We start from the raw sequence: 26,498 nt of genomic DNA, 5'->3' as shown, positions 1-26,498 counted from the left end.
GATTGCCTCCTAGCCACATCGGAGGTCTGATAGCTGCAACCCGAGGGCAGAGCGTCGTGGGTCAAGAGTCGGCTTGCCGATCCCGTAGGGACGCCGACGGCGCTCTTGAGGCGCGTCGGTCTGACCGGACAATCGAGCGACCAGGAGGACGGGGCCAACCCGCTGGCCTTCGCTGACGCCGCCAGTGGCGACCTGTTTGGTGGGTTTGAGCGGTTCAGGATCGGTCGCCCGCAGATGGTGCGCGCGGTGGAGGGCGTCGGCCGGAGGTCGTAAGCCCGGGCCGCGCTGCGCGCCGCTTGCGCCGCGCCTTGATTCTCAAGAGGTCAACCCGGCAAGTACAACTGTCGGCGTCGTGTCCTCCGTCGGGTGATGTGTGGGCTTGACCCGTCTCGACGGACAGGGTTGATGTGAGGTGGTCAGGCTATCTGCTCGGCCGTGACCATGGTGGTGGATTCGTACTGCGTTGGGCTGTGGTAGCCGAGGGTGGAGTGGCGTCGGCGGGTGTTGTACCAGCCTTCGATGTAGTCGAAGAGCGCGCTGGTCGCGGCCTGGTGGGTCGGCCAGGTGTGGCGGTGGATGAGCTCGGTCTTGACGGTGGCGAAGAAGGACTCGGCCACGGCGTTGTCCCAGCACTGGCCCCTGCGTCCGACCGACAGTGTCACGCCCAGATCCCTTGCCAGGTTGGCGTACTGGCTCGATGTGTATTGGCAGCCGCGGTCGGAGTGAAAGACCACGCCGGCCGCGGGACGGCGCCGGTTCACCGCGTCGGACAGAGCCTCGGCGACCAGATCGGTCCGCAGGTGGTCGGCTGTCGCCCAGCCGACGACCCGGCGAGATGCGAGGTCGATCACGGTGGCCAGGTAGAGCCAGCCTTGCCAGGTGTGGATGTAGGTGATGTCGCCGCACCAGCGGGTGTCCAGCGCCGCGGGCTGGTCGAGGTCGATGCCGAAGTCGCGGCCGATCAGGTCCGGGCGTTGTTCGGCGGTCGGGTCGGCGATGGTCGTCTTCTTCCATCTTCGTGGGGTTCGCCCGTATCGGCCGGCGGCCCGCATCAGCCGGGCGACCCGTTTGCGGGAGCACCGCTCGCCTTGGGCTCGGAGTTCGTGGTGGATCCGCGGCGAGCCGTAGGTCAGGCGGGAGTCGTCGTGGATCTCGACGATCTTGCCGGTCAGTTCGGCGTCGCGCTGCTCGCGCACCGAGGGGCCGCCGGTGCGGTCGGCGTAGTAGGCGGAACGGGAGACCTGCAGCAACTCACACGCCCGCTTCACGCTGTGGTCACCCTGCTTCTCCGCCTCGATGAACGGGTAGCAGTTCACCGGGTCTCCTTGATGCTCCTATGTCAAGCGGCTCTGGCTGGTCAGGCCGCGATGGCCACCGGAGAGATGGTCTGAGTGCCGTGTTGCTGGTCGGTGCGCAGGGCGGTGAAGACGGCGTCGGACAGCCGGCGGCGCAGCAGCCGCAGGGCGGCTGTCTTGTCCTTGCCGCGGGCTGCCTGCTTGGCGAGGTAGTCCCGGCCAGGGCCGATGCCGCGGGCCTGGGTGACCGCGATCATGTGCAGGGCACAGTTCATCGCCCGGTTGCCGCCGCGGTTGAGCCGGACCTTGCCCTTGCTGGCGCCAGACCAGACCGGGACGGGCGCGGTGCCGGTGAAGCGGGCGAACGCGTCCTTGTCGCGGAACCGTTGCACGCCTGCGGTTTCGCCGATGATCACCGCGGCCGAGAGCACCCCGCATCCCGGGATGTCCAGCAGGCTTGGGGCGATGGCACGGACCAGCTTGCGCAGTTCGGCCTCGAGCGGGTTGATCTGGTGGTTCAGCTCGTCGCACCGGCTCAGCAGGTTGCGGGCCAAGCGCGCGACCACACCGTCGAATCGGTCCAACTCCACTAGCAGCTCGGCGACGACACCGTGGCGCTTGAGACCACGGGAAGGAATGACCAGGTCGGGGTCGAGTTCGTGCAGGTACCAGCGGATCTGCGAGGCGATCCGAGTGCGCTGGACAACCAGGTCATGGCGGTGGTCCGACAGCAACTTCACCTCCCGCGCCGGACCATCCAGCGCAGCGACCGGAAGGTCCGGATGGCGCAGCGCAGCCACCGCGACCGCCTCGGCGTCAATCGGGTCCGACTTGCCCGGCTGCCTGGCCGAGCGGCGGGCGCCGGCCATCAGCTTGGTCGGAACCCGCACGACCCGGCAGCCGGCCGCGAGCAGGTCTGCCTCCAGGCGGCGGGTCAGATGACGGCAATCCTCCAGCGCGAAGGCGACGTCGTCGAACTGGGCCGACCAGCGGACCAACTCCAAATGGCCCTCGCCGTTGGTGCGGACGGTCTTCACGCCCAGGCGCCGACCGACGTCGTCGACCGCGACCACAGTGTGGGTCCGCTTGTGGGAATCGGTACCGATCATGACCATGCCGAAGGAACTCCAAAATGTCGAGAACAGGAAGGATCCCCAGGATCGCGCGAGGCGGGCACGCCTCAATCGAGCACGATGGCAGGCTCCTATCAAGCCACATCCCCACGCGCCCTGGGCGCCCGGCAGAGCCGCACATCGAGGACAAGCCATCGACCTGCGAGGCAGCGAAGAAACGAGCGAACCCCGCCGGGCCCAACGATCATGGCATTGACGCGAAGAAAGCCGTGGCCCGCTTGAGGATCTCGACATCCTCGCGGAGCCGCCGAGCCTCCCGCCGTAACTGGTTGAGCTCTTCTCGCTCGCTCGTGGTCAACCCACCGTCGCCGGTGCCGGCATCGCGCTCGGCCTGCTTCAACCACTCCCGCACCGCGGTCTCGGTCAGATCGAAGTCCTTCGCGACCTGCCCCACCGCGCGGTCACCGCGCTGACACAGCTCCACGATCTCCGCCTTGAACTCACGCGTGAACGAACGACGAGACCGCGGCTTCTTCTTGCCCATGGACTCCATGATGAACATCCTTCCGGAGCACAAGCTCCTGATCTCGGATGTCCGTCAAAACGGGTCGGGCCCAGTGCAACGGTCGTCCGCCAGGTGATGTGCGACAGCCGAAGCGCGGATTGCGGCTGATCCGGACGAGGGTCGGGTGCATTAGACGCTCGGCGGAACGCACGCGTTCAACCGGCGCGCTCTTCGGACTCCATAGGCCACCGGCAGCGGGAAGCCCGCATTGAGCTGCTCGGTGCGAACTACACCAAGCCAGACCTCGGTGTCGTCCCGCAGGCACCAGTCAGCTCCACGTTCCAACTCGGTGATCGGCGAAGCCCAGGAGTTGAGTTCGTTACGGCTAAACAAGACTGCCCCCTGGGCGTGCGGGAACAGCCGCGTAACCTCGTCGACGTTGGCCCACACATCTCCGTGAAGGTACGGCGCTCCCGATGCGAGGTCACGCTCGACCTGTCGTACCGTCTCAGCGAACGGCGTGAAGGAGTGGCGGCCGATGAAGGTGAATCCGCAGAGGTAGCGGACGCCTGCAAACGTGACTTGGCCGCACACTACTCGCGCGTCACCGTTGGGAATCCGACCGTCCAGCCAGTTCCAGGCGGCCTCAAGCTCGGCTGGCTCCTCGGGGTGCAAGGGGTCGATCACGCCCTGCTGGCTCATGAGCGGGAACCCGGTCCATTCGCCCCGGGTATCTCGATGGACGATGGCAGGGTTGACGGCCTGGTAGAAGCGCAGAGTGTCCATCATCGTCCCGACGACCTCCCTGCCGAGGAGTACTGAGTCGTAGCACGCTTTCAAGGCCTGGGTGCGCCTGTTGGTCAGTCGGTCATGCGCGGCCTGCGGCACCTTGTCCCATACCGCGTAGATCCGGAGACCGAGCTGACCGCCAATCAGAACGGTGTCGTCGCTCGGACGCACGATGTGTAGAACGTGCTGGGCGACGTTGCGCGCGTACTTGACGGCATCGATCACCGCCAGCGCGGCCGGTGAGGGCGCAGTCCTTTGCACGAACAGAGCTTTGTAGGCCGCGGCGTCTGTCGCCTGGTTCGTGAGCAAGTCGTTGACCACCTGCGCACTCGCCAGGAACCCACGGACGGCGATGCCGAGGTCCCCGCCGCGAGCAGTCTCGGCGTAATACGTTGCGACGGCGGCCTGGACGTCTCCCATGGCCTCACGCAGCGGAGGAATCTCGGCGGAAGTTAGCTCAACAAGGTGCACCCGAATCATCCTGCCCTACTCGCCCTACTCGCTATCGGGCCGAGCCGCGCGGACTCGCGAACGCTGATCTGGCTGCGTGCGTCACAGTGGGTGGAGTCGTGGGATCAAGTAGGCGAACGCATCACCGCCTTGGTAACTGGGAGTTCGAGGACTAACGCGCCCCTGACTGATCTCGGCAGTTCCGTGCGTTGGTCGGCCGTCCTCGGTTGGTCGCCAGACGTCTAGCCTGTCGCGCATCATCTGACGGAAATGTGTCGCGGATCTGTTGGCGGATCACACAACTGTCGGCGTCGTGTCCTCCGGCGACTGATGCCCGCCGGTCAAGAAATGACTGAGCCTGAGCGGCCTCGTATGGTTTCCCGCTGGTACAGGTGTGATGACACGCCCTCTGCCTTTACTGCCTGTGGACGCTAAGCAGGTATACGCTTGAGGCTGCAGACCAAGTAAACAGATGGCCTGCAGCCTCAAGCGCCTAGTGGTTCTTCAGCTGGAAGAACAGGTACGCGAGCGACGTGAGGTGGAGTACGGCGTGTACCCGGGAACTTGCCGGCCAAAGCTTGACCCGGGTACGCAACTCCAACATCACATGGATGCGGGCCTCCAGCGTCCTACCCAGCGGCCTCCGCCGCTTTCTGTGCCGCCGTTTCTTACCAGGCGGCTTGCGGTTTTTCTCTGACACGGTCCTCCAACACGAGGTTGCCAGCGCCGCAGCCAAATATGACGCGACGGTGCCCGGCGATCGGGCACACCTGTAAGGGTGACGCCTCGCCGTCGCTAACTCGCGGAAGACACGCTGACCACGCCTGACCCCCAGCCTGCTTGCCGTCGAGACAGGCAGGTCCACTTGCCCGTCAGTCAGAGTGATAGACAGACCCGCACGACGACGCCCGCCCGAGTCGGACGCTGAGTCGAGCTGGCGGAGATGGTCTGCGGGTTAACTGTTCGTCCATCCTGTACCCCCGCATGCGGCGCAGGGCTCGTGTTCGGGCTCGGTGACTACCTTGCCGTTCTTGATGCGGGTTTCTGTACGACAGTGAACGACTTGCCCTTGCAGGTGGGGCAGATCTGTCGCGATGGCCGGTTGTTTTCGGCATCGCCTGTCCGTTCGTTCGGGTGTGGGAATGGCCGCGCCCTTGCCCAGAGGTGTGTAGAGGATCCTGGGCAAGGGCGCGGGGTGGTGGGGGCGACCGGCGCGGATGCGGGGGTCAGCACGCCGGCCTCGCCTGTCAGGGGGAGGTGGTGGGGATGACTCGGCCGCCGATGAGGTGTTCGAGTCGGTTCTTCACTTCGACTGGGCTGCCGATGCCGGCGAAGTGGTGGAGGCTCGGAACCAGGACCGTGGTGATGTCGAGCGCGGTGACTTGCTGCACGAGACCGTTGAAGGCGTCGGGGCTTGTCGCCGGTTCCTCGACGTGAACGCAGGCCAGTGCATAGCCCCACTCGCTCGCGAACCGGCTCACGTCCATCCGGACTCGCTCTAGCTCCGAGTGAGTCATGAGGAGACTTGCGTTGGCGTAGGCGACGGCGGCCGGTTTGTCGGTCATTGGTCGGTTGCCTCCTCGCTGGTGACGTGGAGGCTGGCGAACCGGCGGCGCATGGCGTCCTCGAAGCGGTCCACGAACGCCGGTTCGGAGATGTGGTCAATCACCAGGTGCTCGCCGAACCAGACACAGACCCGGCATGGCGACTGCTCAGTGGCCGGCGCGCTCATTGGCCTCTACTCCGCATCAGAAACGTGAGGAGGGCTCCGTCCAGGACGGCACTGGCAAGAAGGAGGGTCGCGAACGCCGTAAGCATGATCTGCACCCGTTTGTTGAGGGCGAAGCGTGAGCTTCGGTAGCGGCTTCAGTGCGCTACGTGATCAATCGTGGCTACGTGTAAAGGCGGCAACTTTCACAGCTTGTGAAAGTCTCCGTGGCCTGTCAGAGGCCGATCCTGGCGGCGTACCGGGTAAGCGATTCGGACGGGTGCCGTGAGGTCTGGAGGAGGTCCAGCACGACTCCGCGGACCAGCGGGTGCCGGCGGGCTTGGCCTGGTGCGACCTGACGGGCGATCTGCAGATGGCGAAGTGACTGCTCGGGCAGATTCAGGCGCTGGTAGGCGCGGGCCAGGTCGAAGTGGTGGTGTCCGATCCGGGTCGGGAGCCATCCGCGGGGGAAATGGATGAACTCGCCGAAGTGGATGGTGTGGGAGTAGTCGCCGAGCTCGATCATTGTGATGACTCGGCGGACGGCGACGTTGGTCGGGCCGAAGCCGAACCAGAAGGTTTCGAGGTCTTCGCCCGTCTGGTCGGCGTAACGCTCGGCCTCATTGAGGTAGTCACGGACTGCGGACGCGTCGCCCGTGCGTGCCGACAGGACAGCCGCACCAAGGTTCAACTGCCCCGAGGCGATCAGGGCTCCAGGCGTCTTCGGGTCGGTCCCCTCGGGGTGGGCTCGGCCGGCGTTGTTGAGGTGCCAGCCGGTCTCGTAGTCATGACGGCGCAGGTACGCCGTGATGCGCAGGTACTCGCGAGCCGCACGGAGAGCCGGTGCCCGATCGCCTGCCTGTAGAGCGGCCCAGTCCATGCGGTTGAGAGCTATCAGAGAGAGGTCCGGATAGCCGGCTGCTATGCCCACCGTGTGTGCGCAGCGGTACGCCTCGGCCAGCAAGCCCCAGGCATCGGCTCGATCGGTTCAGGTCCAGGTGTTCGCGGCAGTGTGCAACTCGGCGTACAGGCCGGGCAGAACCGGTGCCATCGATTCGTACCGGGCGGCCTGGCCGACGATGTTGGCACCTCGCACCGCTTCGCGCAGAACGTGCAGAGGCCGCGGGGTGATGGTCTCGTCCGGGTCCAGGTCGTACAAGTCGAGCTGCGTGCGTACCCGCCCGAGCATCTTGCCCAACCTCTGGTCCTGTGGAGTCTCAGGGCCCGAGTCGACAAGCAGGACAGAGATTTCGACACCGAGCGCTCGCGCGCACGCGCCACGAATCCCTCACTAGCGGGACGGCTGCCGCTCTCGACCTTCGTCAGGAGGCTGTAGGAGACGTTCGCCATCGAGGCGAGCCCGTGTTGCGTCAACTGGCGATGCTTACGGAGTAGGGCGATCCTTGCACCAGTCGCCGACGTTTCGGCCATGTTCCCCAGCATCTCCCCATGATCGACTACGACTAACTGCGGGCTACCACCAGGCGGAATTCCGCACGACGGCACTTAACGGTGATGGCACCACTCTGAGCCGGGAGGATCGGGACGGCGAGGATGGTGCCGCCGGCGTCCTGCCGCATGCGTCGCCGCGCCCGGCGAGAAGGTCGCGCCGTACCGCGTCGGCCGGGACGGTCCCGAGCTGGACGAACTGCGCCAGCGCCTCAACCAATGGCTCACCGGCCACGTCAAGCACCTGCGGAACGCCACGCCGGACATGCCGTTGGAAGACCGCGCAGCCGACACCTGGGAACCGATGATCGCCATTGCCGACCTGGCAGGCGGCAACTGGCCACGCGCCGCCCGGAAGGCCGCCGTAGCGCTCACCAGCGACCGCGACGCGGGCGACGAAGGTTCCATCCCCACTCGGCTGCTGGCCGACTGCCGGACCGCGTTCCAGGACGCCGACGCACTGCCCACACAGATCCTGCTGGACCGGCTCCGCAGCGACGCCGAAGCGCCCTGGGCGACGATGGGCGCGACCGGACTCACCGCCATGCGCATGGGCAACCTGCTGCGCGACTTCGAGATCCGCAGCGACACCATCCGGTTCCCGACCGGCCAGGCCAAGGGCTACCACCGCAGCGATTTCGCCGACGCATGGAACCGCTACTGCCCCGAGCCAAAACCGGCCGCTGGGGAAGCCGTACCAGCCGTACCAGCCTCAACATCCCAGGTCAGACCCGATGAGGCTTCCACCACTGGTACGGCTCAAGCCGTACCAACCACCCAAGCCTCCTCGCCCCTGACCAGCGAAAACGAGGCTGGTACGGCTGGTACGCCTTGGGTCCCGAGGGCTGTTCCGGCCCTTGCTGAGGACAACGACCGAGCCGACTGCGCATAGGGAGACGCGACCAACTGACAGCTCCAACACCCCCGAGGAGAACGACGTTGACCACCCCGACGAGTGACAGTGACCGGCTGCTCGACGTGCAAGAGGCAGCGGTCATGCTCGGCACCTTCAACAGCAGCGGAGTCCGGTTTCCCCGCCGCTTCATCTCCGAGCGCCGGATCCGGTTCCTGCGCATCGGCCGGATGGTGCGCATCCCTGAGTCTGCGATTCGCGAGTTGATCGAACAGAACACCGTCGAGCCCATTCGTGTCGCTCGCGAAAGGACCGCCGCCTGATGACGAAGAGACGATTTGGACGTGTCCGCAAGCTGCCGTCCGGCCGGTTCCAGGCGCGGTACCCCGGCCCGGATGGAATCGACCGGCCCGCTCCGAACACATTCGCGAGCAAGACGGAGGCTGCTCGGTGGCTGACGCTGAAGGAAGCCGAGCTGGCTCAGAACGAGTGGATCGATCCGGATGCAGGTGAGATCCCGCTGGGGGACTACGCGCAGAAGTGGATCCGCGAGCGGCCCGGACTCCGGTCGAAGACGCTCGTTCTGTACGGCGGTCTGCTGCGGAACCACATTGCGCCGGCACTGGGCACGAAGCCGCTTCGTGAGCTCTCCGCGCCGATGCTGCGGGGCTGGCGGCAATCACTACTGGACGGCGGCCTTGGGCCAGTTCCTGCCGCCAAGGCGTACCGGCTGCTGCGGTCGATTCTCTCGACCGCAGTCGAAGACCGACTCATCAGAACCAACCCGTGCTACATCAAGGGAGCTGCTGTGGAGCGCAGTCCGGAACGGCCGGTGCTGACCGTTGGCGAGGTCTACAAGTTGGCAGATGCGATGCACCCGAGGTTCCGCGCACTGATTCTGGTGGCCGCGCTGGGCAGTCTGCGTTGGGGTGAGCTGGCCGCGCTGCAAAGGCGACACGTCGATCTGGTCAGCGGAGTGCTGAGGATTCGGCAGGCGGCCGTCGAGCTGCCGACCGGCGAATTGCAGATCAGTCCACCGAAGACACCTGCCGGACGACGGACGGTGTACCTCCCGGAGGTCGTCATGCAGGACCTGCGGGTGCAATTCGACATCTACGTGAAACGAACGCCTGAAGCGTTCGTTTTCACCGGAGCGAAGGGCGCACAGTTGCGCAGGTCAACGTTCCAGCGGAACTGGAGGAAGGGACTCAAGGGAGCCGGTCTGACTGGCCGCGTGCACTTCCACGACCTGCGGCACACCGGCAACACCTGGGCAGCCGAGTCCGGCGCGACGTTGCGAGAGCTGATGGAGCGCATGGGTCACGCCAGCAGTCGGGCAGCACTTATCTACCTGCACACGAATGACGAACGACACCGGGGCGTCGCTCGGGGAATGTCAGAACTTGTCGCGGAAGGTTTGCGGGACGACCCGGACGACGGTCTCGCGGTGGCATCGGGCACGTAACGGGCACGACGGCGGTAGCTGGTCTCTGAGATGACGAAACCCCAGGTCAGAAACTTGCCTTTGACCTGGGGTTTTGATCTGGAGCGGGTGACGGGAATCGAACCCGCACTGTCAGCTTGGGAAGCTGATGTTCTGCCATTGAACTACACCCGCACTGCCTGGTGGTGGGACCAGCAGGCGGAGAAGAGCATAGCCGATCGGGCGGACCGCGGGCACGCCGGGTCCGGCGCGGCTGACCCGCTGGTTGCTGCCGGGTCAACCGAACGGGACGAAGACGATGCCCGGTGCATCGAAAAGACGCGTGCGGGCGGTTTGCGCCAGGGGTTCTTGGGGAGTTTTCCACAAAGGGCACGCTCAGGACTGGGCAGTTCGGTCATCTTCTGGCAGATTAGAACGCGTTGCCGGGGGCAACATTTGACGCAACGTGAGGACACGGTCCTCGGGACCGGACAAGATGGTTGCGGGGCAACTGGATGAAGGGGTGAATGGTGGCAACAGACACGAGTGACGCGCTGGAGAACCTGGAGAACGAGCTCGTCACGTTGGCGCGGCGGCTGCGCAGCCTGCAGCGGAAGCTGTCCGACGAGGCGCACCCGGACCTGGAGCCGGCGCAGTACGCGTTGCTGAACCACGTCGAGGAGTTGGCGCCGGTGCGGATGGCCGACCTGGTAGCGGCGCTCGAGGTGGACAAGGGCCCGGTCAGCCGGGCCTGCGCACGACTGGAGGAGGAGGGCCTGCTGAAGCGGGCCGCCGACAAGTCGGACGCGCGGGCGACTCTGCTGACCCTGACCGCGGCCGGTAAGCGGAAGCTGACGGCGGCCCGGAAGAAGCGGCACAAGGTGATCGAGGATCTGCTGAAGGACTGGTCGCCGGCGCAGGTGAAGACCTTCGCCACCCAGGTGTCGAAGTTCAACAAGCTGGCCGACTGATCGTTGCCTGAGGCCCGGGTTTCGGTGCGCCGCAACGGTGCCGGAACCATCGCTGGGACGGTCTGGTGGTGAGGTCACGCCGGGGAGCTGAGGGCTCCGGACGATCCGCCACCAGGCACCCGAACGGGCCGGCAGAACTGGGCGGAGACGCAGCACGCTGCTAAGTTCCTGTCGTGCTGCTCTCCGACCGTGACATCTTGGCCGAGCTCGACGCGAAGCGGGTCCAGCTGGATCCGTTCGATGCTGCGATGGTGCAGCCGTCGAGTGTCGACGTGCGGCTGGACCGGTTCTTCCGGGTGTTCGAGAACCACAGGTACCCGCACATCGACCCCGCCGAGGAACAGCCCGACCTGACCCGGCTGGTCGAACCCGACGGCGAGGAGCCCTTCATCCTGCATCCCGGTGAGTTCGTGCTGGGATCGACGTACGAGCTGGTGACGCTGCCCGACGACGTGGCGGCGCGGCTGGAGGGCAAGTCCTCGCTGGGCCGGCTCGGGCTGCTCACCCACTCCACCGCCGGGTTCATCGACCCGGGCTTCTCCGGGCACGTGACGCTGGAGCTGTCGAACGTGGCGACACTGCCGATCAAGCTCTGGCCCGGGATGAAGATCGGCCAGTTGTGCTTCTTCCGGCTGTCGTCCCCGGCCGAGCACCCGTACGGCTCGGCGAAGTACGGCTCCCGCTATCAGGGCCAGCGCGGCCCGACGCCGTCGCGGTCGTACCAGAACTTCCACCGCACCGACGTCTAGACAGACGAAGGCCCCGACCAGCTGGTCGGGGCCTCCCGGTCCGCTGGAGTCAGCCGATCGCCTTCTGGACGACCAGCACCGTCTCGGTCGACATCGGGGCCTTGTCGCCCGGCTCGAGCAGGTAAACGCTTCCGTACGTCGAGACCATGCTGGGCGACTTCGGCTCGCCGTACAGCAAGGTGGTGTCGCCGAAGCCGCCGATGTTGTCCGAGGACGACGAGCTCTCCGTGGGTGTCGACTCCGACGGCGTCCCGTTGGCCGACGGCGTTGCACCGTCGGAGGGCGTCCCGCCGTCGCCGGGCGTCGGGGTCGGCGAGGCGATGTCCTGACCGGTGGCGGCGTCCATCAGTACGGCGTCCTTCTCGGCTTGGGCGTACACCACGCCGTGGAAGACGGTGGTGACACTCGGTACGACGCGACTGGCCGACTCGTTCGTGTAGCCCCAGACCTTCTTGCCGGTGCTGTCGTCGAAGCCGATGATCTCGACCGACTCCAGTTGGCGCGAGCCGCTGCAGACGACCGAGTTCTTCTGGTCACCCCGGCACTCGTAGGAGACCGAGCTCATGTCGTCCTTCAGCGTCGACGTCAGCGTGGTGAAGGTGCCGCCGGCGATGTCGACGGAGTACACGCTCGACGCGTAGTAGCCGTCCAGCTTGCCGGGCGGGGCCGGGACGTACACCGAGCCGGACAGGTACGCACGCTTGGCGCCGAAGCCGGCCGGCCGGAGGTAGTTCGCCTTCACGGGCGTCTTCTTGGTGACCTTGCCGGTGGTGGCGTCGGCGGTCGCGATGGTCAGGTCGGTCGCGCCCTCCTGCCCGTCGCCGACGGCGCCGGCCATCTTCCCGTCGAGCAGGCCGGCGACGGCGAAGAACGGCGTCACCGTCGACTTCTTCGCCTTCGGGTCGGCGAAAACAGTGAAGGTGCCGGCCTTCTTCGCGTTCTCCGCGGAGCCGGCCGAGACGGCGACGGCGATCTGTCCGGTCGCGGCGTCGTACGTCTGGCTGACGATGTCCTTGCCGCCGTTGTCGGGGCCGAGGAGCGGCGTGAGGTCGACGGGGATCGAGGTGATGACCTTGCCCTCAGTCGGATCGATCCACTGGAAGAGGACCTGGCCGTGGGCCTTCTGCGTGCCACTGCCCTGGACCCGCTGGACGTAGACGACCCCGATGACTTCCTTGCCGTCGAGCTGCAGAGCCATCGGGCTGCTGGAGTCGGAGGTCGTGGTGGTCGTGTCTTCCTTGGACAGGACCTGCCAGGAGTGGGCACCGGTCACGTTGACGCCGGTGATGCCGTTGGCTCCCGCGTAGAGCGAGGTCTGGCCGACGATGCCGGCCTGGACCGTGTAGTCGTTGTCCCCCGGCACCTGCGGCTCGGCGAGCCCGGCGACCGGGGAGAAAGCCTTGGGTGGGTCGAACGAAGGGACCTCGGGTGTTGCCGGACTCGATGCCGACTGACCGCCGTCGTCCGCGGTGGAATCGGATGCCTTGTCGTCACCGCCGCTGCAGCCGGCCAGCAGTACGACCGCAGCGGTTGCGGTGATCAACGGACGCAACATCGTTGTTTCTCTCCCCAGTTGTGAACCAAGAGTGACGGCGTGAACGCTAGCAGCGTCCGCAGGTCCGAACCGTCACCAAACCCAGACGTTGCAGCAAGTTGCAAAGTGCGGCCGCCGCGCCGTTGATCGGCGAGCCGGTCATCGGACGACCGACAGGCCGGTACCGCGGTGGCCGGGCTGCGGCTCGGCCAGGCGGCGCTGCGAGTCGAGGCGGCGCTGCGGGTCCAGGCGGTCGGCGATCCGGCGCAGTACGCCGGCCAGTTCGTAGCGGGGTCCGCTGGTCCGGGTGGCCTTGCGTCCGTGCCGCTCGGCGCGGACCTCGGCGGCGCGCAACTGCTCGTTGACGCGGTGGCGGGCTACCTCTTGGTGTTCGGTGATCATCGTCCTGCTCCCCTCTGGATGGTTTTCGGCAATGCTTCGCCCAGGTCCCGCCGGGCCGTTGCCGACGGGACCTCCTGGGTGATGGGTGTCAGACCTTGGTGACGGTGATGTCGCCGGAGACAGTGCGGGCCCGCAGTATCAGTGCGCGGTCGCCCTCGGCCGGCTTGTCGCTCGGCTCCAGATCGCACCGGATCCGTCCGGTGACCGTCTTCAGGTCCAGGTACGTCGGGACGCCGTCGAGTACTCCGATGTGGACGTCACCGCGGGCCGTCTCGGCCCGGATGCTCGGCGCGTCGGCGATCTCGACCGTGACGTCGCCGGAGCCGGAGGTGGCGACCGAGTGGTCGCGGATCCGTTCGATGGTGATGTCACCCGAGCCGACCTTGACGCTGGCGGGTCCGGCCACGTCGCCGACCCGGACGTCGCCGGAGCCGGTGCTCAGCCCGACCGCGTCGCCGGCCTCGCCGATGGTGATCGCGCCGGAGCCGGTGCTGCCCCGGACGGCGCCCGCGACGTACTCGGCCCGGACATCGCCGCTGCCGGTGTTCACCGCGAGGTCACCCTCGACCCGGTCGAGCCGGACGTCGCCGGAACCGGTCGACAGTCGCGCGGTGGCCAGCGGCGCCCGCGAGCTGATGTCACCGGAGCCGGTCTTGATCCGGGCTTCCATAGTCGCCGGCGTGGCGATCCGGACCTGGATCTCCGGTCCGCGGCGGACGTTGCGCGGGCCCTCGACGATCAGCTCGCCGTCGCGGACCGCGACGACCACGTCGTCCTCGGTGCCGCTGTCGACCTCGAGCGAGACCATCGTCTCGGTGCCGTCGGCCGGCACGATCTCGACCAGGCCGGAGCCGATCTCGATCCGGAGCTTCTCGATCTTGGTCGCGTCCTCGACGAGTTGCTGGCTGAAGCCGCTCACTGGGCCCACCCCGTCATCCGCTGGCCCGGGCCGTGGCCGCCACGGCGACGGCGCTCCTTGTCCCGGTCACGGTCGTCACGGTTGCGGTCGCGGCCGCGCCGGCTGCGCTCGGGTCCGAAGACGCCTTCCTCGCCGAAGGGGCCACCGGGGCCGAACACACCGTCCGGTCCGAAGACTCCGTCGGGTCCGAGCGGCCCGTTCGGACCGAGAGGGCCCTCCGGGCCGAACACACCACGCGGCGGGCGCGGGGGACGGGGCGGGCGGTTGCCACGGCGGTTCCGGTCGCCCAGCTCGGTCATCACGGTGCGCATCAGCCACGCGTTCGAGGAGATGCCCTCGGCCGCGGCGGCCTCGTCCACCTTGTTCTTCACCGACATCGGCAGTCGCAGCGTGATCCGCGCGGTCGGCTCGTCGGCGTCCAGGGTCACCTGGTCGGTGGCCTCGGTCTCGGTGTCGTCGTCGGTGTCGTCGTCCGCCTCGTCGGGTCCGGTCAGCTGGCTCGGAGCCGGCGTGACCACGAACTCGGGACGGCCACCGGCCATCCGGAGCTCGACCGAACCGGGGGACAGCTCGCGGCTGATCTCCCCGGCGGCATCGGACAGGGCTGAGATGAGGGCCAGGCGGCCCGCGTCATCCAGCGTGGCCCCGAGGCGCTGTGCCACGGAGCGAGTTTGATCGTCGGCCAGGGCGGTGGCGTTCTCCACGCTCCGCCGGACCGATTCGAGATAGTGGTCAAGTTCCATGCGATGAACTATGGCGTCATCGTGACGTCACTGTCAACCCCTTCTGATGTCATGGCGTCGTCATTGTGGCGCCAGGGCAGAATGTGGGCCAGTCGGAGACAGGGAGGAACAGTGTCCAGAGGAGTACTCGTCACAGGCGCGTCCAGGGGTGTCGGCGCTGCGGCCGCGCGGGCGTTCGCACGGGCCGGCGACCGGGTCGTCCTGCATTGCCGAGGTGCGGTCGACCGGGCCGAGGAGGTGCGTGCCGGGCTCCCCGGCAGCGGCCATGCGGTAGTCACCGCGGATCTCGGTTACTCGGCCGCAATCCCTTCCCTGGTTGACGAATCGGCCGCTGTGCTCGGCCGGATCGACGTACTGGTGAACAACGCGGCGTTGTTCGTCGACGAGCCGGTCGCGGGGTCGCGCCGGATCGGGCATCCGCTCGCGGAGACGCCGTACGACGAGTGGGTCGCGGCCTGGCGTCGTACTCTCGCGGTGAATCTGGAAGGGGCGGCGCACGTGACCTGGTGCGTGGCCCGGCAGATGCTGGACAAGGAGCCCGTGGAGGGCGGCCGGCGGGGCGCGATTGTCAACGTCGGGTCACGCGGCGCCTACCGAGGCGAGCCTGACGTGCCCGCGTACGGCGCTGCGAAGGCCGGACTGCACGCTCTCGGCCAGTCGCTGGCGGTATCGCTGGCGCCACATGACATCACCGTGACGTCAATTGCGCCCGGATTCATCGCCACAGACATGACCGAGTCGTTCCTGGCCGGTCCCGGCGGCGACGCGATCCGGGCGCAGAGCCCGTTCGACCGCGTCGCCACCGCCGAGGAGGTGGCCGACGCGATCTACTGGCTCGCGTCCCCGCAGGCCACCTGGTCCAGCGGCTCCGTCCTGGATTTCAATGGAGCGTCGTATCTGCACTAGCTCCCGTAGGTCTCGAGTTCGACGATGCGGGAGTAGGCGTGGTCGTTGCTGTCCAGGCAGAGGATGCGTACGGCGTCCGCCTGGACCGGATCGAACGTCGACGTCACGTGCCCGGCGGTGTTGCCCCGGACCTGGGCGACGGTCTGCCAGTCACCGCTGCCGCTGCGGACCTGGACGTCCCAGTCCCGCAACCCGTTGGTCAGCGCCGGATACTTGGCCGAGTCGAGCGTGTAGAGCTCGACCCGGTTGATCGTGGTCGGCGTGGCCAGCGCGACGTCGTAGTTGTCGGGGAACGCCGCGCGAGTGCCGTCGTTCCAGCCGGTCAGGGTGTCCCAGTGTTCGGAGTCCTTGTCGCCGTCGACCGCGCCGCAGAGCGTGAAGTTGCCGTGCGTCGACGACGCGGCGGCCTGCTCGCCCAGCGCGACGTTGCTGCCGGGGTCCTTCGAGGGCAGGGGATTTACCGTGACCGGGACGGTCAGCCGCGACTTGTCGACCTCGAGGTCGATCGTGTAGCTGCCGGGCTTGGTGTCACGCGGGACGCGGACCTCCACCGGTGCGGACACCGGCTGGTCGGGGTCAACGGCCGGGAGCCAGGACGAGAACAGTTCCCGGGACAGTTGCAGTGGCCCAGACGGGTCCAGGGTGAGGTCGGCGTAGCGATCCTCGCGGCCGGTATTGGTCATGGTCAGTGTCAGGTTGCCGGGAAAGCAGGGCAGGCCGACCACGCTCAACTGCTGCGGATCGGTGCTGACCTGTACACCGGTTGTTGCCTGGGGCATCGAGCTGGACGTGATCAGGGTTGCCGCCGCCACGGCTCCGAAGGCGATGGCCGGCTGCCAGCGAATGCTCATGCCTGCACCTCCGAGATGCCTGGGCGGCCGTCCTCGACGAAGAGTTTGGCGCGGGTGCTGACGGCGCCGTTCTGGACGCTGACCTTGTCGACGACGCGGTAGTCGGAGATCCAGCGCTGTGGGGTGATGCTGCAGCTCACGTACCCGCGCTGGAAGTTCCCGTATTTCATGTGCGGGTTCTCCTTGAGCAGGGTCGCGCCGCCTGGGTCGAGGTCCATGCCGTCGATCCCGGACGTGATCGACGTACCGACGAACTCGGCGCCGACGGTTGCGGACGCCGGATCGGTGAAGTCGAGCTTGAGGTCCGACGCGACGCTGCGGTGCAGGTCGCCGGCGATCGAGACCAGGTTGCGAACCTTGCGTTGTGCGGCGCCACCGAGGACCCGGTCGCGGGAGGCTTCGTAGCCGTCCCAGGTGTCCATCGGGACCAGGACGTCCGGGCCGTCCTTGGTGTCGAGGCGGGCGATCGCGGTCTGGTGCGCCATCACGTTCCAGCGCGAACGCGAGGCGGTCCAGCCGTCGAGCAGCCACTTCTCCTGCGCGGCACCGGTGATCGTGCGGGCCGGGTCCTTGGTCTCCGGACCGGGCGCCTTGGTGCCGTCGCCGTACGCCTGGTCCGAGCGGTACTGCCGCGTGTCGAGCACGCTGAACTCCGCGAGCCGGCCGAACTGGAACCGCCGGTAGAGCTGCATGTCCGGGCCCTTCGGCGGCTGCGCGAGCCGGAGCGGCATGTGTTCCCAGTACGCACGGAAGGCGTTGGCGCGACGTACCAGGAACTGCGCGGGCGGTGCGCTCGGGTGCGCCTCGTCGGCCCAGTTGTCGACCACCTCGTGGTCGTCCAGCGTGACGATCCACGGCGCGACCGCGTGGGCCTGCTGCAGGTCCGGGTCCAGCTTGTACGCCGCGTACCGCTGGCGGTACTCGTCCAGCGTCACGCACTGCTGCGTGATGTAGGGCTCGTTCGAGTCCGGCCGGATGCCCCGGTCGATGCCGAACTCGTAGATGTAGTCGCCGAGGAAGAACACCACGTCGTGGTCCCGCTTGGCCATGTCGGCGTACGCGGTGTACCAGCCTTCCCAGATCGCCTGGCAGGACGCGAAGGCCAGCGACAGGCTGGACAGGTTCGCGTCCGCCGGCGGTGCGGTCTTGGTCCGGCCGACCGGGCTGAACTGTCCGTTCACGCGGAAGCGGTACCAGTAGTGCCGCCAGGGACGCAGCCCTCGTACGTCGACGTGCACCGAGTGACTCGCCTCGGGTCGCGCCTGGGTCGTGCCATGACGCACGATCCGGCGGAAATGCTCGTCCTCCGCGACCTGCCACTGGACCTCGACCGGGCGGCGATCCATCCCGCCGAACGGCGCGAGCGGGTCCGGCGCGAGCCGGGTCCAGATCACCACCCCGTCCGGCAGCGGATCACCCGAGGCGATGCCGAGAGTGAACGGATCTCGCCGGTCGGTGCGGCCGGTGGCGCCGGCCATGGCGCTCCCGATCTCGGGAAGACTGCCGGTCAGCGCCAGTCCGGCCGCCGCTCCGGTCAAGGTCAGAAAGGTTCGTCGAGTACTACCCACACGCAAGCTCATCGGCACCAGCCCACCCGATCATCCGTCGGTGATCACTTCTGGAACAGGTAAGTTTCTACCTGGATAACATGAGGTTACGAGAAGTTCTCACCGACGAATGTGATCTGACCGGATCCGGCCTCAGCGACGAACGATGTTCTTTGCCGCCGGTGCCTTGATGGTGACGGGTTTGCCCCAGTCCGAGGCCGTCATCGTCGCGCTGACGCCCTGCATCTCGAACACGACTTTGTACATCAGGCGGTCGGCCGAGCCCATCCAGATCGTGTAGACGAGGCTCTTCGGCATTCCGGCTACGACCTTCTCGCCCTGAGCCTTCATCGCGGCGGCGACGTCCACCGTGACGGCGTATCGGTCGACCTTGCGTCCGTCGAGGGTCTCGGTCTTGATGTACTGCGCCCGCCGGAGGCCGGCGTCGAACGCGTCGAAGGTCTTGGTCGGGTCGAGTTCGTCCAGCATCGAGCCGAGGGTCGCCGCCATCGGGTCGTTCGAGTCCGGGTCGACCTTGACGTACTTGCCCGCGGGCAGGTCACTCGTCGACAGGTACGCGATGTCCTTGACCAGGATCATCTTCATCCTGCCGTCGAACGCGGCGCCCTTCATGTCCAGTTGCATGGCGACCGGATTCATCGTCTGGACGCCGGTGACGGTCATCGTCTGGCCTCCGGCGACCATGCGCAGGGTGGTCCGGACCGAGTTCTTTCCCGCCATCCCCTTCTTCATGGCCGGCAGGAAGCTGGCCGTGTTCAGGTGCACCACCGGCGCCTGCTTGAGCGACTCGGCGGTGGTGGCGGCCGTCGGCGTCGCGGCGGGCATCTTGCCCCAGTCGCGGCCGGCTTCGGGCTTGTCGTTGTTGCCGCAGGCGGCCAGGCCGAGGGCCAGTGGCAGCGTGGCAACCGTGGCCGCAGCGGCACGAAACTTCATGATTCTGCTTCCTCCCCAGGTGATGCGAGCACCGGATCCTACGGCCCGCACCACCTGCGAGGGAAGTTATTTGCAGCTACCTGCAGTCAGCCGCGCTTGACCGAGGCAAGGAGCAGTTGGGCGACGTCCTGGACCTCGACGGACTCGCGGGCGGTGCCGTCGGCCTGCTGGGCGGTGAGGCCGTCGGACAGCATCACCCGGCAGAACGGGCAGCCGGTGGCGATCTTGTCCGCGCCCGTGCCGACCGCCTCGGTGGTCCGGTTCAGGTTGATCCGGCTGCCGATCTTCTCCTCCATCCACATCCGGGCACCGCCGGCGCCGCAGCAGAACGACTTGGTCTTGTTCCGCGGCATCTCGGCGTACTCCGCGCCCGGGATGATGTCGAGCAGTTCGCGCGGGGCGTCGTACACCTGGTTGTGGCGGCCGAGATAGCACGGGTCGTGGTAGGTGATCTTCTCGCCGTTGAGGGTGCTGTCGGCGGGCGCGACCGGGGTCAGCTTGCCCTCGCGGACCAGGCGGTTCAGCAGCTGGGTGTGGTGGATGACGTCGAGCTCGACACCGAGCTGGGAGTACTCGTTCTTCAGCGTGTTGAAGCAGTGCGCGCAGGTGGAGACGACCTTCTTCGCGCCGGTCTCCTTGAACACCTCCGCGTTCTGCATCGCCAGCTGCTGGAAGACGAACTCGTTGCCGGACCGCCGGGCCGGGTCACCGGTGCAGGTCTCGCCGTCGCCCAGTACGGCGAAGCTGACGCCGGCGATGTTCAGCAACTCGGCGACCGCCTGCGTGGTCTTCTTCGCGCGGTCCTCGAACGCGCCCGCGCAGCCGACCCAGAACAAGTACTCGACCTCGTCCAGCGTCTCGACGTCGGCACCCACCTGCTTGACCTCGAACGGCAGGCCCTTGGCCCAGTCCATCCGGCCGGACGGGTTCATGTTCCACGGGTTGCCCTTGTTCTCCAGGCCCCTGAAGAGGCCGTTGAGCTCGGACGGGAACGACGACTCGATCAGCACCTGGTACCGGCGCATGTCCATGATCGCGTCCACGTGCTCGATGTCGACCGGGCACTGCTGCACGCACGCACCGCACGACGTACACGCCCACAGCGCGTCCTCGTCGATGACCGCGACGTCAGCGGGACCGACCAACGGCTTGTCCTGCTCCGCCAGCACCAGCTCGGGCAGCGACTTGCGCTCGTCGTCGGACGACGCCAGCAGGTACGGCGCTTTGGCGTAAGCGTGTTCGCGCAGGCCCATCATGATCAGCTTCGGCGACAACGGCTTCTCGGTGTTCCAGGCCGGGCACTGCGACTGGCACCGGCCGCACTCCGTGCAGGTGGTGAAGTCGAGCAGACCCTTCCAGGTGAAGTCCTCGACCTTGCCGACACCGAGGGCCGCGTCCTCGTCGAGCTCCTCGATGTTCTCGAAATCGATCGGCGCGCCGTTGACCATGATCGGCTGCAGGGCGCCGAGCGCCGTACCGCCGTCGGCCTTGCGCTTGAACCAGATGTTCGGCCAGGCGGTGAACCGGTGCCAGGCGACCCCCATGGTGGCGTTCAGCGAGATCGTGATCATCCAGGCGAACGAGATCAGGATCTTGATCATCGCGACCAGGTAGACCGTGTTCTCCAACGCGGACTCGCTCAGTCCGCCGAAGAGTGCCTGGCCGACGAAGAACGTGCTGGGGAAGTGGAACTTGCTGCCCGCGCCCAGCTCGTACTCCAGACCGCGCAGCAACAGGATGCAGATCAGTACGCCGAGGATCGTGTACTCGACGTAGTACGCCTGCCAGGCGGTGGAGCCGAAGAACCGGCTGTAGCGACCCTTCTCGCCCTTCGGCAGGTTGCGCAGCCGGATCGCCATCAGCCCGATGATCGAGACCAGGCCGGTCCAGGTGAGGAACTCGCTGACCCACTCGAAGACGAACCAGTGGCCGATCACCGGCAGCGCGTAGTGCGGGTCGAACAACTGGCCGAACGCGGTCACCAGGGTGAGGAACAGTCCGATGAAGCCGAACGCGACGAACCAGTGCAGTACGCCGATGTGGCTCCACTGCAGCATCCGGGTATGACCGAGCGACTCCTTGACCAGTGTGGTGGTGCGCTGCCCCGGATTGTCGGTCCGCCCGGCCGGCTGGCCGAGCTTGATGACGGACACCATGTGCCCGATCGTCTTGCCGAACAACGCGACCCCGACCGCAGTGACCGCGAGCGAGACGACGATGGCGAGGATCTGCATACCAGCGATGTTATTGGTTGGTTACCCGCGAGTCATGTCGGTGTCGGGCTCGTCACGCCAAAGATGTGATTGTGCCCTCACCGATACAGAGCTCCGGCCGGCTCTAACCGACCAGCCGTTCCAGCCGGCCGGCGACGGCCGGGCGCCGTGGATCGTCCGGCGGGAGACCGGCGTCGAGGGTTTCGAAGATCTCCTGGTCCTCGGCGCCGGTCGGCGTCTGGGCGAAGCGCCACACCAGCTCGGGATCTTCGGCATCGAGGACGGCCGGCGGAAGGTGGCGTCGAGTTCCTCGGCGACGCGTCCGCGCGGGCGGAGGGCGCCAAGGTCGTCACCGGTGGCGCGAAGGTGGAGCTCGACGGCGACCTGGCCGGCGGGTACTACATCCAGCCGACCATCTTCGAGGGCGACAACAAGATGCGGATCTTCCAGGAGGAGATCTTCGGGCCGGGCGGGAGATCCAGGCCGGCCGGGTCTGGACGAACTGCTACCACGCCTACCCGGCGCACGCGGCGTTCGGCGGCTACAAGAACTGGAAGCACACGCGGCTCACCGTCGACGTGGTCTAGGGCCGCGGCGGCGGCTTCTCGGTGGAGGCCGCGGAGGGCGTCCGCTTCCTGATCCGCTCCCGTCTCTTCACCGACCAGGAGTCCTAGGCCTCCTCTAACCGGGCCCCGGCCGTCCGGTGGCGTTGCCGGACGGCCGGCGCTCTTTTATTTCCCGCGTACGGCGGCGAGAGCGATCTGGCGGATACGCGCCAAGATCTCATGTGGCGATTGGCGCAGGTTGATCGGCGCCGCGACGACCTCGACCTCTGCGTTCTTGATTCTGCGCCGGATGTCGTTTCCGCCACCGGCATAGATCAGCCAGGCCACTGGAACCTGCAGGGATGTGCAGTAGGCGAGCATTTGGTAGTGGTCGGGGTTAGCATTCGTCCCTGCGCTCGAGGCGAGTTTGTACTTGGCGTCGAAGACGACGTCGGGGTTGCCGGCCTCGTCCCGATGTACGACGTCGATCTGCATGAACACATCGCCAGGGGAGTCGCCGCTGCCTCCGGTCCGTCCTGTGGTCCAGTCTCCATCGCCAGTCAGATAGGCGGCCAGCTGACTCTCCAGGTAGCCGGGGTAGCCGGCCAAGGCCTCCTTCAGGGCGACCGTGACGAAGTCTTCGAAGACCTCCCACATGACGACGACGAAGGCCGACATCTCGACACCTGCTGCCGATACCCGAGTCGAGCTGTGGCGCAGCAGGATCTCTGCCAGGCCCAGGGCGGACTGGTATCGATCGTTGAGTCGCGAGGGCTGCCACGACGGAGCGGGCCTACCCGGCAACAGCCGGGTCACCCCCGCGAATCTCGCCGCGAGGTGGAGCAGCCGCCGTCGAGTCTCCGGCTGCAAGCGGGGTACGCCGAGCATCAGGTAGATCGCGGCCAGCAGGATCTGGTTCTCAGCGATGTCGGGGCTGAACTCGTCGTACCGCACCTCGATCGGTAAGAAATACCCGGGCCGACGACGCAGCTGGTCCTCGAAGGCGATGCGTCCGCGAACTGTCTGCAGAGCCTCCTGCTCGGTGCGGTAGCCCTGCAGCAGCCCCATCGTCAGCGCTTGCTCGACTGACGCGATGAGTGACTTGGCCATCGCCGGCCACAGGTCGCCGTACGTCTCGGCCGTTACCGTCTCCGGCCGGAAGCCCGGATTCTTGGCGTAGCCGAGGAGGAAGATCAGATGCGCCACTCCCAGTTTCTGTTTCGGAGTCACCTCGATCTGGAGGTCATCGAAGCGCACGGCTCCGACCCGGCCGTTCGGCAACAGCCGGTACGTCCCGACGTCCACGCGCCGGACGTCGACGAGCTCTGATCGCTCGAGCAGGACCGCCTGGGCGGCGTCCAGCTGGACCTCGATGCCGTCCGCATCGAGCTCATCGAGCGATTCGTACCTGAAACTCATCAGGCGTCCGCGTCGTCCGGGGCTCCGTCCGTCCTGGCGCGTTGCGCGATCCGTCTCCGCAGCGCCGCGAGCCCGAACTCCTGGTCGATCACCTCCGGGGACTTGCTGCCGTAGAAGTGCTCGTGGAGCAGCGGCAGGATGTCGTAGCGCCAGACCAGGTCCAGTGCTCCGGGCGCATCCAGCCCGTCCCGCATCAGGTACGACGGACCGATGTGCAGGTCATGGCCGGGTTGTCCCATCGCCAGATTGAGCTCCGCGAGAAGCTCGACCCGGTCGTCGGTCAACTGCTGACGCTTCGCGAATGCGGCAAGAACCCCACTCACCGGCTCCCGTCGCGGGTGCATCTCGTAGAACGGGAACCGGCGCCGGATCGCTGCGTCGACAAGGGCGATCGAGCGGTCCGCGGTATTCATGGTGCCGATGATGAACATGTTGTCGGGAAGGCTGAACGGTCTGTCGGGCCGGTATTGCAGCCGCACGGTCTCCTCGCGGTACTCCAGCAGGAAGTAGAGCTCGCCGAAGACCTTCGGCAGGTTCGCGCGGTTGAGCTCGTCGATGATGAGCACGTAGGCCTTGTCCCGGTTCTCCACCTTGGCTGCCTCGGCCGCCATCAGCTTCAGCGGTCCGTCCCGCAGGGCGAAGGGCTGGTTGCCGGCTCCCTCGACAGGTCGGAACCCCTCGAAGAAGTCCTCGTACGCGTAAGAAGGATGAAACTGCACGAGTCGGACCCTGCTGGGATCCTGAGCCCCTGCAAGCCGTTCGGCGAGTTTCTTGGCCACGTAGGTCTTGCCGGTGCCGGGCGGGCCGTAGACGATCAGCTGCCGACGCCGGTTGAGTAGCTCGACGAGCTCCTGGAGTGGCGCGACCGGCATGTACAACTCGTCCGCCAGGTCCTGGGACACGGCCGGAAGCAGCACTCGCTCGACTACCTGCGGCCCGCGGGGCTCCGGCCTGACGGTTTCGTCGTCCAGGAGCGCGGTCAACAGATCCCTCACCGCGGTGAGATCAACGACGTGGCCCTCTTGTTCCAGGGCGGCGGTAAGTTTGGCCGGGAGCGTCTCCAGCGGTCTCCGCGACGCAGACCAGAGAACTGGGCGGGTCAGCGGCGACGACGGTTCGTCGTTCGGCGAAGCCTCGTCAACCGTGCCGATCATGAGCTGCTCGTCCGTCAGGGCGACCACCAGGTCCTGCGGCCGCACGCCTTCGAGGAACGAATGAAGGGCCGCGGCCAGCTCTTCGCGCTGGGACGGCGCGAGGTGTGCGTAGCCGTCGCTCACGAGGCGCGCGACATCCCTGGCGGTCATGTCGGGGGTCAGCGCGAGCCCGGCTTCGTCCCGCAGATCGATACAACTCTTCTCGAGCCACCTGGTGACGTCGTTCGGTGTGTCTGTGCGGATGAGCCAGGCCCGCGGTCCGGCGGACGAACCGGGCCGCCACCGGTTGACATAGGGCGGGTCGTACCAGGAGTGGAAGTTCTTGTTCTTCCGTTCGTGCAGCGTCCGGAGGGCGACCAGGTCGCGGGTGACCTCGTCGTCGTGGTCGCCGCCCGGCTTCCCGAGATCGGCGATCAGGCCGCGACGGATCCGTCGGCGATGGTCGGCGCTGACGATCGACGGGAACAGACCGGGCCACGCGAGGTACTCGACGGCGTACCGAATGGATGGTGAGTCTTCCGGTACGCCGGTTGTCACCTCGCGGAAGGCGAAGGGGTCCCGCAGCGCCTCGTCGACGACCTCCGGGGGTTGCTCGAGCCAGTGGAGCACGAACCGGCAGAGCCATTGCAGGTGCTCGGGCGCCTTGATGTGATACCCCTGTCCGCCGGCGAATGCGTGGCCGTCGTCCAGCGCGGCCACGAGTGGCTCGGGCAATCCGGGTGCGCCTGACATCGACGCGATGATGGCGCCGATGCGGTCGGCTTTGGTCGAGGCCCTCATATCGTCCAGCGGTGCGTCCCTGATGTAGAGAAACTCGGCAGCGAGGCACAGCACCTCGTCAGTTGCGCCCTCGAGTTGCTGGACCAGCCGCTCGAAGAAGCGCAGACCACCCTCGCCCCTCGTCAAGCGGTCGGCCAGCTCCTCCGCGGCCTCTACGGACCAGCTCCGGACTCCGCTGACGAGCGCCGAGGTCTCGCCTCGCAGGCCGGCGGACAACACGTCCCAGGCCGCACTCTCCATGATGGGGCTGACCCCGGCACCGCGATCGACGCGAACCTCGCCAGCGCTGCCCTCGCGCCAGTGCTGCAGCTCGGCACGTTTCATCGGCGGCCAGGGATCCGGTGGCGTCCACTTCAGGACCAACCAAGCGAGGCCTTGGGCATCCAGTCGGTCCCGGAGCCGAGGATGCTCGTCCCCCCACCTCTCGAGCACGCCGTCGCACAGCGACAGCAGCGCCGAATAGCGCTCGCCAGGTGACGTTCCGGGAGTCTCGCCAACCCGCGCTGCCCAGCCTGTTCCGAGAGCTGGTCGGTACGGCGGGAACGAGGTCAGGTCGACCCCGAGCAGCAGGCACGACGCGAAGACCGTTCGATCGCCCGGGCTGACGTACGCGCCCCAGCTGCCGAGCTCCTCCCCGAAGGCGTCGATGGCATCGACCACGCCGGACGTGTGCAGCTGCCCGAACGCTGCCCGGACCTCATCGGGGTGATCCTGGATGCGGTTGCGCAGCCATGTCTGGGCGAACTGATCAACAAAATTCCCTGCTGCGGCCGCCTGTCTGAGCCGCTCCGCCCAGTCGGCGCTGCCGGCCGCGCACGCGGCGCCTGCCGCGGCCCACTTCTCCGCCGCCTTCAGTTTGTAGTCGCGCTCTTCTGCGTCTAGGTCGACGTCCGCGACGAGCTCGCGGGCCCACCGGAGAAACGGCTCCCATCCGACGCCTTGCACCGCACCTTCACGTTTGGACGCGTGGTAGCGACGCGTGACCTCGAGCCACAGTTCGTCGGGCGACAGTTCACCGAGCGCCTCCGCCCCGCTGTCGGTAAGGGAATAGGCCCGGTTGTCGTCCCGTGTCAGCCATCCGCCAAAAGCGGACCAGGACATCGCGGCGTTGGCAGCCGTGCGCCAGCGGACCTGGCCGCTTGCGTTGGTGCTCATTTCCCGCTCGTTGAAGTCCATGAGCTCGGCGACCTGCGCCAAGACCTCCGGACTGCGCATCGGACCTGCACCCGACGCCAGGACTTCGTAGATGGTGCGTGTCAGCAGTCC

At 67.0% G+C, this 26,498-nt stretch carries 25 protein-coding genes, 1 tRNA gene and 3 pseudogenes; 8 read left to right on the top strand and 21 right to left on the bottom strand.

What is annotated here, in order from left to right; genetic code table 11:
- Window positions 1-416: 416 nt before the first annotated feature.
- From ACIBG5_RS20235 to ACIBG5_RS20195, 9 genes and pseudogenes are all read right to left on the bottom strand, one after another.
- Complete coding sequence (locus ACIBG5_RS20235) at window positions 417-1,316, bottom strand: IS3 family transposase (RefSeq protein WP_396392990.1); 900 nt, start codon at window positions 1,314-1,316, stop codon at window positions 417-419.
- 41 nt (window positions 1,317-1,357) lie between these two features.
- Window positions 1,358-2,479, bottom strand: a complete 1,122-nt coding sequence (locus tag ACIBG5_RS20230; RefSeq protein WP_396392989.1) for an IS110 family transposase — start codon at window positions 2,477-2,479, stop codon at window positions 1,358-1,360.
- A 133-nt stretch (window positions 2,480-2,612) separates the two neighbouring features.
- Entirely contained in the window at window positions 2,613-2,921 is a 309-nt protein-coding gene (locus ACIBG5_RS20225; protein ID WP_396392988.1) for a transposase, read from the bottom strand.
- Window positions 2,922-3,062: 141 nt separating this feature from the next.
- Window positions 3,063-4,142 carry a hypothetical protein gene (locus ACIBG5_RS20220; protein ID WP_396392987.1) on the bottom strand — a complete coding sequence of 360 codons (1,080 nt, stop codon included), beginning with the start codon at window positions 4,140-4,142 and terminating at the stop codon, window positions 3,063-3,065.
- A 1,217-nt stretch (window positions 4,143-5,359) separates the two neighbouring features.
- Window positions 5,360-5,677, bottom strand: a complete 318-nt coding sequence (locus tag ACIBG5_RS20215; protein ID WP_396392986.1) for a hypothetical protein — start codon at window positions 5,675-5,677, stop codon at window positions 5,360-5,362.
- Complete coding sequence (locus tag ACIBG5_RS20210; RefSeq protein WP_396392985.1) at window positions 5,674-5,844, bottom strand: hypothetical protein; 171 nt, start codon at window positions 5,842-5,844, stop codon at window positions 5,674-5,676. The genes ACIBG5_RS20215 and ACIBG5_RS20210 overlap by 4 nt, the downstream gene beginning before the upstream one ends.
- A gap of 211 nt (window positions 5,845-6,055) precedes the next feature.
- Complete coding sequence (locus ACIBG5_RS20205; protein ID WP_396392984.1) at window positions 6,056-6,700, bottom strand: hypothetical protein; 645 nt, start codon at window positions 6,698-6,700, stop codon at window positions 6,056-6,058.
- A gap of 108 nt (window positions 6,701-6,808) precedes the next feature.
- Window positions 6,809-7,009, bottom strand: coding sequence for a hypothetical protein (locus tag ACIBG5_RS20200; protein ID WP_396393021.1), 201 nt, complete (start codon window positions 7,007-7,009; stop codon window positions 6,809-6,811).
- A gap of 92 nt (window positions 7,010-7,101) precedes the next feature.
- Window positions 7,102-7,251 (bottom strand): annotated as a pseudogene (locus tag ACIBG5_RS20195) (helix-turn-helix domain-containing protein); the annotation flags it as partial.
- Window positions 7,252-7,459: 208 nt separating this feature from the next.
- Here ACIBG5_RS20195 and ACIBG5_RS20190 point away from each other — a divergent pair.
- Genes ACIBG5_RS20190 through ACIBG5_RS20180 form a run of 3 tightly spaced genes read left to right on the top strand, consistent with a single transcriptional unit; the run spans window position 7,460 to window position 9,587 of the window.
- Window positions 7,460-8,161 (top strand): DUF3631 domain-containing protein, encoded by a 702-nt coding sequence (locus ACIBG5_RS20190; RefSeq protein WP_396393014.1) that lies wholly within the window; start codon window positions 7,460-7,462, stop codon window positions 8,159-8,161.
- A 47-nt stretch (window positions 8,162-8,208) separates the two neighbouring features.
- Window positions 8,209-8,445: an excisionase family DNA-binding protein gene (locus ACIBG5_RS20185; protein WP_396392983.1), complete on the top strand. Its 237-nt coding sequence runs from the start codon at window positions 8,209-8,211 to the stop codon at window positions 8,443-8,445.
- Window positions 8,445-9,587, top strand: coding sequence for a tyrosine-type recombinase/integrase (locus ACIBG5_RS20180; protein ID WP_396392982.1), 1,143 nt, complete (start codon window positions 8,445-8,447; stop codon window positions 9,585-9,587). Before ACIBG5_RS20185 ends, ACIBG5_RS20180 begins: the two co-directional genes overlap by 1 nt.
- Window positions 9,588-9,666: 79 nt before the next feature.
- Here the strand turns inward: ACIBG5_RS20180 and ACIBG5_RS20175 are convergent.
- Window positions 9,667-9,740 (bottom strand) — tRNA-Gly (locus ACIBG5_RS20175).
- A 332-nt stretch (window positions 9,741-10,072) separates the two neighbouring features.
- On the opposite strand from ACIBG5_RS20175, the gene ACIBG5_RS20170 reads away from it, so the two are divergent.
- Both ACIBG5_RS20170 and dcd read left to right on the top strand, forming a co-directional pair.
- Window positions 10,073-10,516 carry a MarR family transcriptional regulator gene (locus ACIBG5_RS20170; RefSeq protein ID WP_360455301.1) on the top strand — a complete coding sequence of 148 codons (444 nt, stop codon included), beginning with the start codon at window positions 10,073-10,075 and terminating at the stop codon, window positions 10,514-10,516.
- A 173-nt stretch (window positions 10,517-10,689) separates the two neighbouring features.
- The gene (dcd, locus tag ACIBG5_RS20165; protein WP_131512032.1) at window positions 10,690-11,265 is read left to right on the top strand and encodes a dCTP deaminase; all 576 of its coding nucleotides are present in this window, start codon (window positions 10,690-10,692) and stop codon (window positions 11,263-11,265) included.
- A gap of 49 nt (window positions 11,266-11,314) precedes the next feature.
- Here dcd and ACIBG5_RS20160 read toward each other — a convergent pair whose 3' ends face one another.
- From ACIBG5_RS20160 to ACIBG5_RS20145, 4 genes are all read right to left on the bottom strand, one after another.
- The gene (locus ACIBG5_RS20160) at window positions 11,315-12,820 is read right to left on the bottom strand and encodes a hypothetical protein (protein ID WP_396392981.1); all 1,506 of its coding nucleotides are present in this window, start codon (window positions 12,818-12,820) and stop codon (window positions 11,315-11,317) included.
- 138 nt (window positions 12,821-12,958) lie between these two features.
- Window positions 12,959-13,201, bottom strand: coding sequence for a hypothetical protein (locus tag ACIBG5_RS20155; protein WP_396392980.1), 243 nt, complete (start codon window positions 13,199-13,201; stop codon window positions 12,959-12,961).
- 88 nt (window positions 13,202-13,289) lie between these two features.
- Complete coding sequence (locus ACIBG5_RS20150) at window positions 13,290-14,120, bottom strand: DUF4097 family beta strand repeat-containing protein (RefSeq protein WP_396392979.1); 831 nt, start codon at window positions 14,118-14,120, stop codon at window positions 13,290-13,292.
- Complete coding sequence (locus ACIBG5_RS20145; RefSeq protein WP_396392978.1) at window positions 14,117-14,863, bottom strand: hypothetical protein; 747 nt, start codon at window positions 14,861-14,863, stop codon at window positions 14,117-14,119. The genes ACIBG5_RS20150 and ACIBG5_RS20145 overlap by 4 nt, the downstream gene beginning before the upstream one ends.
- A gap of 111 nt (window positions 14,864-14,974) precedes the next feature.
- On the opposite strand from ACIBG5_RS20145, the gene ACIBG5_RS20140 reads away from it, so the two are divergent.
- Window positions 14,975-15,769, top strand: a complete 795-nt coding sequence (locus tag ACIBG5_RS20140) for an SDR family NAD(P)-dependent oxidoreductase (protein ID WP_396392977.1) — start codon at window positions 14,975-14,977, stop codon at window positions 15,767-15,769.
- On the opposite strand, the gene ACIBG5_RS20135 is transcribed toward ACIBG5_RS20140, so the two are convergent.
- From ACIBG5_RS20135 to ACIBG5_RS20115, 5 genes are all read right to left on the bottom strand, one after another.
- Window positions 15,766-16,620, bottom strand: a complete 855-nt coding sequence (locus tag ACIBG5_RS20135; RefSeq protein ID WP_396392976.1) for a discoidin domain-containing protein — start codon at window positions 16,618-16,620, stop codon at window positions 15,766-15,768. The two genes, ACIBG5_RS20140 and ACIBG5_RS20135, sit on opposite strands and share 4 nt — an antisense overlap.
- A complete protein-coding gene (locus ACIBG5_RS20130; protein WP_396392975.1) occupies window positions 16,617-18,200 on the bottom strand; it encodes an alkaline phosphatase D family protein in 1,584 nt (527 codons plus the stop codon). The genes ACIBG5_RS20135 and ACIBG5_RS20130 overlap by 4 nt, the downstream gene beginning before the upstream one ends.
- Window positions 18,201-18,320: 120 nt before the next feature.
- The gene (locus tag ACIBG5_RS20125) at window positions 18,321-19,121 is read right to left on the bottom strand and encodes a hypothetical protein (protein ID WP_396392974.1); all 801 of its coding nucleotides are present in this window, start codon (window positions 19,119-19,121) and stop codon (window positions 18,321-18,323) included.
- A gap of 86 nt (window positions 19,122-19,207) precedes the next feature.
- Window positions 19,208-21,355: a (Fe-S)-binding protein gene (locus ACIBG5_RS20120; protein WP_396392973.1), complete on the bottom strand. Its 2,148-nt coding sequence runs from the start codon at window positions 21,353-21,355 to the stop codon at window positions 19,208-19,210.
- Window positions 21,356-21,458: 103 nt separating this feature from the next.
- On the bottom strand, window positions 21,459-21,590 hold the full coding sequence (locus tag ACIBG5_RS20115) for a hypothetical protein (protein ID WP_396393020.1): 132 nt from the start codon (window positions 21,588-21,590) through the stop codon (window positions 21,459-21,461).
- A gap of 71 nt (window positions 21,591-21,661) precedes the next feature.
- On the opposite strand from ACIBG5_RS20115, the pseudogene ACIBG5_RS20110 reads away from it, so the two are divergent.
- Together ACIBG5_RS20110 and ACIBG5_RS20105 are read left to right on the top strand one after the other, a co-directional pair.
- Window positions 21,662-21,882: pseudogene (locus ACIBG5_RS20110) on the top strand (aldehyde dehydrogenase family protein); the annotation flags it as partial.
- A gap of 45 nt (window positions 21,883-21,927) precedes the next feature.
- Window positions 21,928-22,008, top strand: a pseudogene (locus ACIBG5_RS20105) (DUF779 domain-containing protein); the annotation flags it as partial.
- 57 nt (window positions 22,009-22,065) lie between these two features.
- Here ACIBG5_RS20105 and ACIBG5_RS20100 read toward each other — a convergent pair.
- Window positions 22,066-23,298 carry an McrC family protein gene (locus tag ACIBG5_RS20100; protein WP_396392972.1) on the bottom strand — a complete coding sequence of 411 codons (1,233 nt, stop codon included), beginning with the start codon at window positions 23,296-23,298 and terminating at the stop codon, window positions 22,066-22,068.
- Entirely contained in the window at window positions 23,298-26,387 is a 3,090-nt protein-coding gene (locus ACIBG5_RS20095) for an AAA family ATPase (RefSeq protein ID WP_396392971.1), read from the bottom strand. Before ACIBG5_RS20095 ends, ACIBG5_RS20100 begins: the two co-directional genes overlap by 1 nt.
- Window positions 26,388-26,498: the final 111 nt, after the last annotated feature.

Source organism: Kribbella sp. NPDC050241, assembly GCF_044459685.1.
Classification (GTDB): Bacteria; Actinomycetota; Actinomycetes; order Propionibacteriales; family Kribbellaceae; genus Kribbella.
This window is presented reverse-complemented; position numbering and strand designations above follow the sequence as displayed.

Coding starts and splice junctions, on each gene's coding strand:
- ACIBG5_RS20225 (WP_396392988.1), bottom strand. CDS start 2,921: ATGGAGTCCATGGGCAAGAAGAAGCCGCGGTCTCGTCGTTCGTTCACG.
- ACIBG5_RS20220 (WP_396392987.1), bottom strand. CDS start 4,142: ATGATTCGGGTGCACCTTGTTGAGCTAACTTCCGCCGAGATTCCTCCG.
- ACIBG5_RS20215 (WP_396392986.1), bottom strand. CDS start 5,677: ATGACCGACAAACCGGCCGCCGTCGCCTACGCCAACGCAAGTCTCCTC.
- ACIBG5_RS20210 (WP_396392985.1), bottom strand. CDS start 5,844: ATGAGCGCGCCGGCCACTGAGCAGTCGCCATGCCGGGTCTGTGTCTGG.
- ACIBG5_RS20205 (WP_396392984.1), bottom strand. CDS start 6,700: ATGGACTGGGCCGCTCTACAGGCAGGCGATCGGGCACCGGCTCTCCGT.
- ACIBG5_RS20200 (WP_396393021.1), bottom strand. CDS start 7,009: ATGCTCGGGCGGGTACGCACGCAGCTCGACTTGTACGACCTGGACCCG.
- ACIBG5_RS20180 (WP_396392982.1), top strand. CDS start 8,445: ATGACGAAGAGACGATTTGGACGTGTCCGCAAGCTGCCGTCCGGCCGG.
- ACIBG5_RS20170 (WP_360455301.1), top strand. CDS start 10,073: ATGGTGGCAACAGACACGAGTGACGCGCTGGAGAACCTGGAGAACGAG.
- ACIBG5_RS20160 (WP_396392981.1), bottom strand. CDS start 12,820: ATGTTGCGTCCGTTGATCACCGCAACCGCTGCGGTCGTACTGCTGGCC.
- ACIBG5_RS20155 (WP_396392980.1), bottom strand. CDS start 13,201: ATGATCACCGAACACCAAGAGGTAGCCCGCCACCGCGTCAACGAGCAG.
- ACIBG5_RS20145 (WP_396392978.1), bottom strand. CDS start 14,863: ATGGAACTTGACCACTATCTCGAATCGGTCCGGCGGAGCGTGGAGAAC.
- ACIBG5_RS20135 (WP_396392976.1), bottom strand. CDS start 16,620: ATGAGCATTCGCTGGCAGCCGGCCATCGCCTTCGGAGCCGTGGCGGCG.
- ACIBG5_RS20130 (WP_396392975.1), bottom strand. CDS start 18,200: ATGAGCTTGCGTGTGGGTAGTACTCGACGAACCTTTCTGACCTTGACC.
- ACIBG5_RS20125 (WP_396392974.1), bottom strand. CDS start 19,121: ATGAAGTTTCGTGCCGCTGCGGCCACGGTTGCCACGCTGCCACTGGCC.
- ACIBG5_RS20120 (WP_396392973.1), bottom strand. CDS start 21,355: ATGCAGATCCTCGCCATCGTCGTCTCGCTCGCGGTCACTGCGGTCGGG.
- ACIBG5_RS20100 (WP_396392972.1), bottom strand. CDS start 23,298: ATGAGTTTCAGGTACGAATCGCTCGATGAGCTCGATGCGGACGGCATC.
- ACIBG5_RS20095 (WP_396392971.1), bottom strand. CDS start 26,387: ATGAGCACCAACGCAAGCGGCCAGGTCCGCTGGCGCACGGCTGCCAAC.